General features: G+C 31.9%; 6 protein-coding genes, 3 tRNA genes and 1 pseudogene. 4 read left to right on the top strand and 6 right to left on the bottom strand.

Annotated elements, in window-relative coordinates:
* Positions 1–1,367 precede the first annotated feature (1,367 nt).
* The 3 genes and pseudogenes from CJF42_RS23910 to CJF42_RS23900 all read right to left on the bottom strand — a co-directional run bounded on the left by CJF42_RS23910 (position 1,368) and on the right by CJF42_RS23900 (position 3,077).
* Positions 1,368–2,314: pseudogene (locus CJF42_RS23910) on the bottom strand (IS1595 family transposase).
* Positions 2,315–2,390: 76 nt separating this feature from the next.
* Positions 2,391–2,579: a transposase family protein gene (locus CJF42_RS29430; protein ID WP_095369050.1), complete on the bottom strand. Its 189-nt coding sequence runs from the start codon at positions 2,577–2,579 to the stop codon at positions 2,391–2,393.
* 87 nt (positions 2,580–2,666) lie between these two features.
* Entirely contained in the window at positions 2,667–3,077 is a 411-nt protein-coding gene (locus tag CJF42_RS23900) for a GDSL-type esterase/lipase family protein (RefSeq protein WP_095369049.1), read from the bottom strand.
* 488 nt (positions 3,078–3,565) lie between these two features.
* Here CJF42_RS23900 and CJF42_RS23895 point away from each other — a divergent pair, with 488 nt between their 5' ends.
* Positions 3,566–3,964, top strand: coding sequence for a hypothetical protein (locus CJF42_RS23895; RefSeq protein WP_095369048.1), 399 nt, complete (start codon positions 3,566–3,568; stop codon positions 3,962–3,964).
* A 136-nt stretch (positions 3,965–4,100) separates the two neighbouring features.
* On the opposite strand, the gene CJF42_RS23890 is transcribed toward CJF42_RS23895, so the two are convergent.
* Complete coding sequence (locus CJF42_RS23890; RefSeq protein WP_095369047.1) at positions 4,101–6,020, bottom strand: nuclease-related domain-containing protein; 1,920 nt, start codon at positions 6,018–6,020, stop codon at positions 4,101–4,103.
* 469 nt (positions 6,021–6,489) lie between these two features.
* Complete coding sequence (locus CJF42_RS23885) at positions 6,490–7,404, bottom strand: chemotaxis protein (protein ID WP_095369046.1); 915 nt, start codon at positions 7,402–7,404, stop codon at positions 6,490–6,492.
* Between the two features lie 159 nt (positions 7,405–7,563).
* On the opposite strand from CJF42_RS23885, the gene CJF42_RS23880 reads away from it, so the two are divergent.
* The 3 genes from CJF42_RS23880 to CJF42_RS23870 all read left to right on the top strand — a co-directional run bounded on the left by CJF42_RS23880 (position 7,564) and on the right by CJF42_RS23870 (position 7,865).
* Positions 7,564–7,640: transfer RNA gene (locus CJF42_RS23880), tRNA-Met, on the top strand.
* A gap of 43 nt (positions 7,641–7,683) precedes the next feature.
* Positions 7,684–7,768, top strand: a tRNA-Leu gene (locus CJF42_RS23875).
* A gap of 22 nt (positions 7,769–7,790) precedes the next feature.
* Positions 7,791–7,865, top strand: a tRNA-Gln gene (locus tag CJF42_RS23870).
* 391 nt (positions 7,866–8,256) lie between these two features.
* Here the strand turns inward: CJF42_RS23870 and CJF42_RS23865 are convergent.
* Positions 8,257–8,589, bottom strand: a complete 333-nt coding sequence (locus CJF42_RS23865) for a hypothetical protein (protein ID WP_095369045.1) — start codon at positions 8,587–8,589, stop codon at positions 8,257–8,259.
* Positions 8,590–8,817 lie beyond the last annotated feature (228 nt).

Raw genomic sequence — 8,817 nt, 5'->3', positions numbered from 1 at the left:
TTGATGGATTATCCATAGATGCTAAATCTCCTTTTCACCTAACATTTGTATAAAAGGCGCGCACACTCATCAGGTTAGACCTCTTAATATAAGTTAAAAATAAGTTATTATAAATTAGTGACTTATAAGAAAATAACAACAAAAACGGAGGTGCAAAGTGTGCACGATTTTCTGGTTAGACCACACCCTAAAAATCACTATTTAACGCTTAATAATCAAATATATAATGGACAATTTTTAACTAAATAAAGTGTGCTTGCACGCTTTGTAATTTATATACGCACATTATATCGGAGCATATTTTCGTATACAATTGATTATACAGACTTTATTTTTACAGCAAGACAAAGCGTGCGCTCTATATTAGGCTCTAAAAAGACCAAGATTATCGTTTATGATAATGGGCACTTATATTGAATTTATTTACGAAAAACACCTTCAACTTCACACGATACACATAATTAACACACAAACCAAGAGTATAAAGTATATACCCATGCTGTTACTCCTAACTAGAATGGGTATTTTATGTTTTCATAATCAAAGCTCCAGTACTGGGGAGTACAGGGGCTTTTCTTAATTTTATATTTTGCTCGGTAAAAGCGAGCATTACTGACTAAAGTGATACCCATAATCTATGATTTTTTTCAGGCGCGTAATTAGGTGGAAAAAGATGTAAATTCAGTAATACTCAGATTCACTATCCCACTCATCAATATCAAGATGCCAAAGTTGATAAATGAATAAATAATATGATTTAAAAATATTTTTAAGCTTTAAAATATACACGTTATACTCCTTGTATAGTTTCATTTCTAGTCAATACTTGGTTTATCGGATATGACTAAGTTGAGTATCCCGACGTTAGAAGTATCATAATAAAACCCAGTACATACGTCTGAAACAAGAATGACGTAATACTTTCCATTTTGTGAATTATTTTTCTATATAATTTTATGCATGCAGAATTACAACCTAGCAGAACTGGCTAAAGTGATACAAAAAAAGCGCAGTTAAGCGCTTTTTAGTGAATCAGAATTAGTTATTTTAATTCGATTTATTGAATTTATTAACGAAAAATACCTCTCAACTTCACAAAATGCACATAACTAACACACAAATCAAGAGTATAAAGTATATACCCTCGATGCTGTTGGTTCGAAGTAGCATGGGTACACTTAAGTAATGCCCAGATCAAAGCCCCAATTCAGCCCTGGGGCTTTTCTTAATTTTATATTTTGTTCGGCCAAAGCGAGCAGACTTAGCTATTTTGATGCGTTTAATTTAACCCAATCTAATTCTTTAATATTTTCGACTATACCAGCTATATTATTCAAACGTTGAAATGCCCTATTAAAATTTCCTGATTACCCATAAAGCTCAGCCATACTTAATAATTTATTCGGCATAGGCGGTGTTCGCAAAGCAATATAAGCAAACCTCGGCAACATGTCCTCTAGCTGGAATCGTCGATTAAAGCGATAACTAAATTCAGCTAAATAACGAGGTAGGTGCTTATGTTTAATAGCATGATAAGTGCCAACAATAGAGTTTTTAACATTGCCTATCATCGTATTCACCCAAATAAATTGTGCTTTATTAACACTCTCTGGCCCACCACCTGTCACAATAGAAAAGTGCTCACACTGAGCCTCTGTTACGGCTTTAAAACAAGCTAAACCGTCAGAAACAACCACACTCCCTTTAGATAAATGCTTCTTTGACCACGTTGATATCTCGGTTAAACGAAATCCTTTCAACACAGTAAAATTCATTTTAATGGGGTGTCCTTCTTCATTCGTCGACACAGCGGCAATAAAAGGCGTTTTGTTTTCAGAGCCTCGCCCTCGTTTACCTCCGCGATGTTCTCCACCGTAATAAGCATCATCAACTTGGACAGTACCAGATAATGGTTGGCTATCATCACGCTCTTTCATTACCTGCATTATTTTTTGTTTCATGCTCCAAGCCGTATTATATGAAACACCTAGCTCTCGTTTTAAGGATAAAGAAGAAATACCTGTTTTAGCTTGTGTTATAAGGTGCATAGCTAAAAACCAACGTGTTAGAAGGAGTTTGGTGCTAGCAAAAATTGTCCCGCTCGTTACAGTCGTTTGATGGTGGCAACGATTACATTGGTAAATCTTTCGAGACTTCAGTGTACAGTAGCTTGTAGCACCACATTCAGGGCAACTGAATCCCTGAGGCCATTTCCAGTCAAATAACGCTTAGTACATTGCTCTTCTGTTCCATAGTCTTTAAATAGTTCAAGTAAACTATAACCTTTTTGATATTGAATCTGATTTTTACTCATGATTAATCACCTCAATTAACACCTATATTTAATATAGATTAATTTCACCAAGAGAGTAGCTGTTTATTATGGGTAATCAGGAAAAACTTTTAAACCAGCTAATTTTAGATTTACCATACTCTTCAATTGAGTGAAAATCATCACAACCACAGATAATTGCACAGATAGAGATCGTCAATATATTAACTAAAGGATGTCGGAGGCGTCGATTTATTCTTGGGTCGGTTATTTCACCAAAAGCTTTACTAATAGTCGTTTCTTTCATAATAATTCAGCAAAGACCATTATATGCCACAATCAAAATGAACAGTCAAATGATCAAATCTGTTTGCTTTAATTATGAGCTAATCGGTTAATTTAAACCCGTTTCCCCTACTAACAATACAAGGTCTATATTAAGATTTTTTGTTATTTCAATCATTTGAGCTAAATTCTCTTGCGTTTTAGTATGTAATTTATTGCGTAAGAAATCATTCCCGCCCTCAAGTAAAATCACTAAATCAGGCTGATGTTCAATGAGTTTTTTTTCAAATCGTTTTAATCCATTAGCAGTTGTTTCACCTGAAATGCCTTCATTAACAACCGTTAAACCGGTAAGGTTTGCCAATACACTTGGGTAATTATATTGTCTAGTCACTCCTTTACCTAAAGTTAAGCTATCACCAAAGGCTAAAATTTTACTGTCAGATGAAAGTGATTTTAATGGTGCTTCTGAACATCCTGCTAGTATAAGAACCAAAAAGACAGTTATACATTTAAGCATTAAATTTACTCCATTGTGTGATGTTAATCTCTTATTTTTATATCTGCATTATCGATATCAGGGCGCTTTGATTTTAAGTGCACCATATAACACATATTTGAAGACTCTTAATGACATTTATTTCTTCTATTTGCTTTATATTGTAATTTTATAATTTGTTTTCTAATATTTTACTGATTGCTTTACATTTTCAGACACGTTTTTTCAACTTTAATGATTTTGTCTTTAAGCGTATTTTTTTTACTTCATTGTGCTCTGCTTACTGAAAGTAAGTAGTTACAACTTCATATAAAGAAACTTTTAGTGGTGTATTTGAAAAATAGATGCAATTATTGTTTTAGTATAAACCGATTCTTTGACTATATTGTGTATCATAAATTACACCAAATTAACTTTTACTGAGATGATATAATATTGATTAATAAGATTTAAGCAAATTGCGATAAATTGTCATAAATCTATTTGATTTAAAAATAAAAGGAATAACAATGAAATTTGAAAACTTACTCAATTACTTAGATATGGGTGTATGTGTTGAACAAATGCAAAGAGAGGCTTTAGTTGATTTAGTTGTACTGTTTATCGAAATTGATGGTGTTATTAATGATACCGAGCTTGCATTCACTAAAAAGTGGCTAAAAAGTCTTACTTGGACTTCTAACATGTCTACCGACACATATTTACATGAAGTGTCGATTAAGTGTAAACATGCAATAGAGCATAATCAAGTTAACAACTTTATTTTACAAAGAACTCAAAACATTCATGATAAACCTCTGCAATTAGAAGCTATAAAATTAGCCGAAGGCGTTTCTTTAGCTGATGGTGTATTATCACCAATAGAAGAGCAGGCAATTGAATTTCTAAAAGTGTGCTTCGATAAATAAACAGCTTAATTCAAAATTAAGGCATTTGATTATTGCATTGGGTGCCCTGTCATGCTTGCGTTTTACAAAATCTAGTTTAACCTTTAAACTCAATACCAAAAAGTTAGAACAAGAAAATATTAACTTAAAGCATAAATTAATCATTGTCATTTTTATCAGTTTGTTCATTCCAATCAGAATCTAATTGCATGTCAGATAATGAACTCCCCCGTGATCGATTTTCAACTTTCAAAGACTTGTCAGAAGTATTCAGAGTGGGATTTTTTGCTGCTTCTTTAGAATCAGCTGCCCAAGTAGGGTCTAGAGACAGGTTTGAAAATAGATCGCTGTCTTTATTAGTTGTATGTGATTTTTCATCCTCCTTCACTACATTATTAATATTTTTGTCATCAACAGCACTTTGAATTACAACTTTATGAGGCTCATTATTTTCTTGTATTATAGAATCTAATTCACCAATAATATAATCTGATAACGTTTCAATATTAGACTCGACTTTTGAAGTTGGTGCATCAATATATGAATCTATTTCTTTTTTAGCTTGTTCTATTTCAACTAATATAGAATCACTTTCAGATGATACTTCAACTTTTATTCCTTTAACTTCTGCTAGTCCATTATCTTCTTTTGAAAGTTCAGGCATTTCTAGACTCGCTAAAAATTCATTTTGTGTGGGTAAATCTGTAAATTTTTCTTCAGTATGTGTTTTATTACAATAAATTTGTTTTTCACTTGCACTATTAAATTTGTTTAATTCTTCAAAATTTTCTGTTGGAATATGGTGACTTGGTTCAGATGCAGTTGACTCATTAATAACAGACTCTTGAGCTGCAGTTTCCTGAACTATATGCTCTTTACCGTTTTCTTGATCAGCTTGATTCATATTGTTTTGAATCTGAGTTACTAATTCTGGTTCTAATTCAGTGTGATTTTGAGTTTCATTCCAATCCAAAGTGACTTTTTCATGTATTAATTTTGAATAACCTTCAAAATCTCCATCACTTAAAACAAGTTCCTTAAAACTTTTAATGTAAGTATTTAACTTACCTCGATTCATCACAGTTGCAGGCATAGGAGCCTTAAATTCTGTTGAATCATCAAATAACACAACTAACTGAATTTCAATTTTCAATTCTAAAAATTGAGCCAAAGCAACTGACTTTTGTTTTACATCTTTAATTGGATTATCGAACTCAAATACTTTCTCCCCTACTTTACTCGTCCATTTAACTGAGTTTAAGCCACCAAATATACCGCCTGATTGCTTTTGAGATTCGATAACAAAGATACCATATGGAGAAACTGTAATACGTTCAACTTTTACCAGTTTATTGTTTTCCAAACGTAATTTTAGCTGTTTAAATGACTTGTAAATATCTTTATCTAACTCATCTTTTTTACGTTTTTTTACAATTGGACGTTTTTTAGCTACAGATTTTGTTACTAACTTTTCTTTATTTTGTTTTTTTTCTAATTTTGATTTTATAGACTTAATATTCTCTTTTAACTTACCTACTCTTGGCTTGATATAAAAAATGACAAAGAGTGCTAGTAGACAAATAACAACAACTAAAATAGATGGCATTAAATAAGCATATAACAAGCTAGTTTTATCATTAGGGGGGAGAATTTTTGCTTTATTATTTATTTTTTTTACTTCGTCAGGGATAGATAATACTTTAGCCTCTGCAGGAACAGCTTCTAGTTCAATAGGATGAACTTCAACAGGTACAAGTTCGACTGGGCTTACTCCCTCTGTTATCGCCTCGACAGGTGGAACTTTTAGAGGTTTAATTTCAGCTGGTCTCTCTTTTATAGTTTTTGCTGTATTAGTGACAGACTGCTTAGATGACTTATTAACTTTTGGTCTATAACAACCTTTATCGTACGCCCTTTTTGCTTTCCTATAACTTCTACTTTGTTTTGCATGGCTAAATTGTTTTACTTGATGCTTTAATAAAATACACATGCCATCACTGACAGGAGCTGAAATACTCCTATAACTGATAAAACAAGAGACTAAGCATATAAAAAGTAAGATTCGATTTAATAACATAAAAAGCACAATGAAATTTCAATATTTTTTTTAATTCTAAGCCTTTAAAACAAATAATACCATTAACCTTAAATCTTAAAATCAAAAAAACGGCATTATTTCTTACATTTTTATAATTTAGTAACTTACAAGCTAGGTTGCCATAATAATTTCAGTTCTCGGTTTTAAGATTTTAAGATTTTAAGATTTTAAGATTTTAAGATTTTAAGATTTTAAGATTTTAAGATTTTAAGATTTTAAGATATGCTCTCATTAAGCACCCTTCTCTACTTACTGAAATCATGCATTTCCATGTAGCATGGGTATATAATTGATAATATAAAATTTATGTATATACCCAAACTACTTCAAGATGCAGGATTCAGTTGGAATTAGAAACACTTTAGGTAAGACATTGATTGCAAAGAATGGTTATTCCCTTTTCAAGATCAATAACGCATCTTGAAGTAGCTTGGGTATACTACTATCATTAAGCGATTTCTAAATTATTTTGAGTTTCATAGTGATGCTTTGCACCACGTAAAATTGCTTCTATAAGTTCATTGGCATCAAATTTGGTTAAAGCTTCATTGGCACCTACTTGATGAGCCTGATTCACGCTCATTTCACTTGATAAAGAGGTATGTAAAATAATATACGCATTGGCAAGAATAGGTGTGTTTTTCACCTCAAATGATAATTCATAACCATCTAACCCTGGCATTTCTATATCACTGACTAATAGATGCACATGTTCTGAAGTTTGTGCATGATCTTTCATAATATCTAAAGCATCATGACCATTACATGCCACTTTATAGGGAATATTTAAACCATTAAGTGCGTCAGATAATTGCTTTCTTGCAACTCGTGAATCATCAACCATTAAAATATTTAAAGGTTTCACCATTTCCCTTTGAATATCAGTAAGGCTAGGCAAACCACAGGCTGTATTATCTGGATAAATACGGGATAGTACTAATTCTACATCTAACAATTGAATAATTTGATTTTCAATTTTAGCGACACCTGTTAAAAATACATCCTTTCCCACAGAACTTGGAGGTGGTTTTATGTCTCGCCAATTACAATTAACTATCTTATCAATGCCACGAACAAGAAACCCCACTTCTTTTCGCTGACAATCGGTAATAATGATATAACTATCTTTTAATTCATCTGTCCTAATAGCTCTGTAGCCAACAGCTTTGGCCATATCTATGATTGGCACTGTTCGATTTCTAATTGTCGAAGTTCCTATTATGGTCTCGTGAGAATTTGGCAATCTACTCATTGATGTATATCTAACCAACTCTTTAACTTTAAGTGTACCCATTGCAAATAATTGCTTTGAGTTTAACTTAAATAATAATACACCTTGTGAGTGATTCGCCTTATTGTTCACTATTTACCTAAAGAGGTTATCGATTTATTATGTCTATCATAATATTTGAGAAAATATTAATCAATTTATAATAAACTCTAATTAATTACAAAAAAAGGTTGACGATTCCCGAATTCATCAGCATAATCCGCCCCGCATCGCACAGATGATAAAGCAAATGGCTACGTAGCTCAGCTGGTTAGAGCACATCACTCATAATGATGGGGTCACAGGTTCAAATCCCGTCGTAGCCACCATTTATTTTTCTGTGTAATGAACTAAAATATTTTACTTATAAATGCGGAAGTGGCGGAATTGGTAGACGCGCTGGATTTAGGTTCCAGTATCGCAAGATGTGAGAGTTCAAGTCTCTCTTTCCGCACCATTTTAGTTAAGATTAAATTAGTTGGGATATCGCCAAGCGGTAAGGCACCGGGTTTTGATCTCGGCATTCCCAGGTTCAAATCCTGGTATCCCAGCCATTTAATCCTTTAAATTTTCAAGTACCTCAGTATAAAAAATAAACCCTATTACTTATTTTACATATTTATTAACCTTGCCTTTTTACATTTATTTGATATTTATATTTTAATTGCTCTATCACACTTTCTTTTTTCAGTTTTTCTAATGTCTTTAATAAAGGTTGTTTTAAATATTTATATTTATATTTATGTGATAAATAGTGATAATTAACTTTTTTCTATGCTTATTTTTAATAAAATGATTTTTAGATTTAACCTCATCCTCCATTTAAATACACTATCTACCCTTCCTTTTAGTAACAAATGATTAAGTGAATAACTATCTTTGATAGGAAATTGCTTAACGGATCTAGATAGCTGCTTTAGGTAATTTTCAGATATCACTGCATCTCTAACATAACTGATTGATTAATTTTAAATTTTCTAATTTACACTCTGCGCATTGTTTACTATTGGAAACTTGCATCAATTTAAATGTAAAAATAGGCAAAGGTATACGAATTAACGTCTTATTTTGTTTCTCTATGCCAACTTGTCTTGCTAAAGCACCTACTAATAAGCCTTGTTCAGCCATTTGTAATTCTCTAGCACCTGGGACTTTAATAAATTCAACCACTTTACCTGACTCAAGATATACGCGTTCAAGTAAGTTCTTTACATAATATCCAACTTGATTATTTGGCGGTTGTCGTAAGGTTACTTTATCAACAATATTTGATTGCACATTAAAAGATAAAAATAAAAAAGTTAGATGCCATTTAGTAGACTTGAATGTGTATTTTGTAGTTAGTCAAGACAATAAATTGGTAAACATTAATTGATAAACTAAGAGTAAAATTATAACACTTTTATTAAAATTAATGACTTATTTAAGGGTGTCATCCTGATTTTATCTTTTAATATACGTAAAGGAATTACTAATTTTCTATGGCAAACATCGAGTAGGGTGAGG

Origin of the sequence: Pseudoalteromonas sp. NBT06-2 (assembly GCF_002276045.1) — a bacterium.
In the GTDB taxonomy this organism is placed as follows: domain Bacteria; phylum Pseudomonadota; class Gammaproteobacteria; order Enterobacterales; family Alteromonadaceae; genus Pseudoalteromonas.
Note: the sequence above shows the minus strand (reverse complement) of the source record. Positions and strands in the feature narration are given on the sequence as shown.

What these genes read in the sequence shown, in the direction of transcription:
- CJF42_RS29430 (WP_095369050.1), bottom strand. Translation starts at nt 2,579, where the DNA reads ATGAAAGAAACGACTATTAGTAAAGCTTTTGGTGAAATAACCGACCCA.
- CJF42_RS23900 (WP_095369049.1), bottom strand. Translation starts at nt 3,077, where the DNA reads ATGCTTAAATGTATAACTGTCTTTTTGGTTCTTATACTAGCAGGATGT.
- CJF42_RS23895 (WP_095369048.1), top strand. Translation starts at nt 3,566, where the DNA reads ATGAAATTTGAAAACTTACTCAATTACTTAGATATGGGTGTATGTGTT.
- CJF42_RS23890 (WP_095369047.1), bottom strand. Translation starts at nt 6,020, where the DNA reads ATGTTATTAAATCGAATCTTACTTTTTATATGCTTAGTCTCTTGTTTT.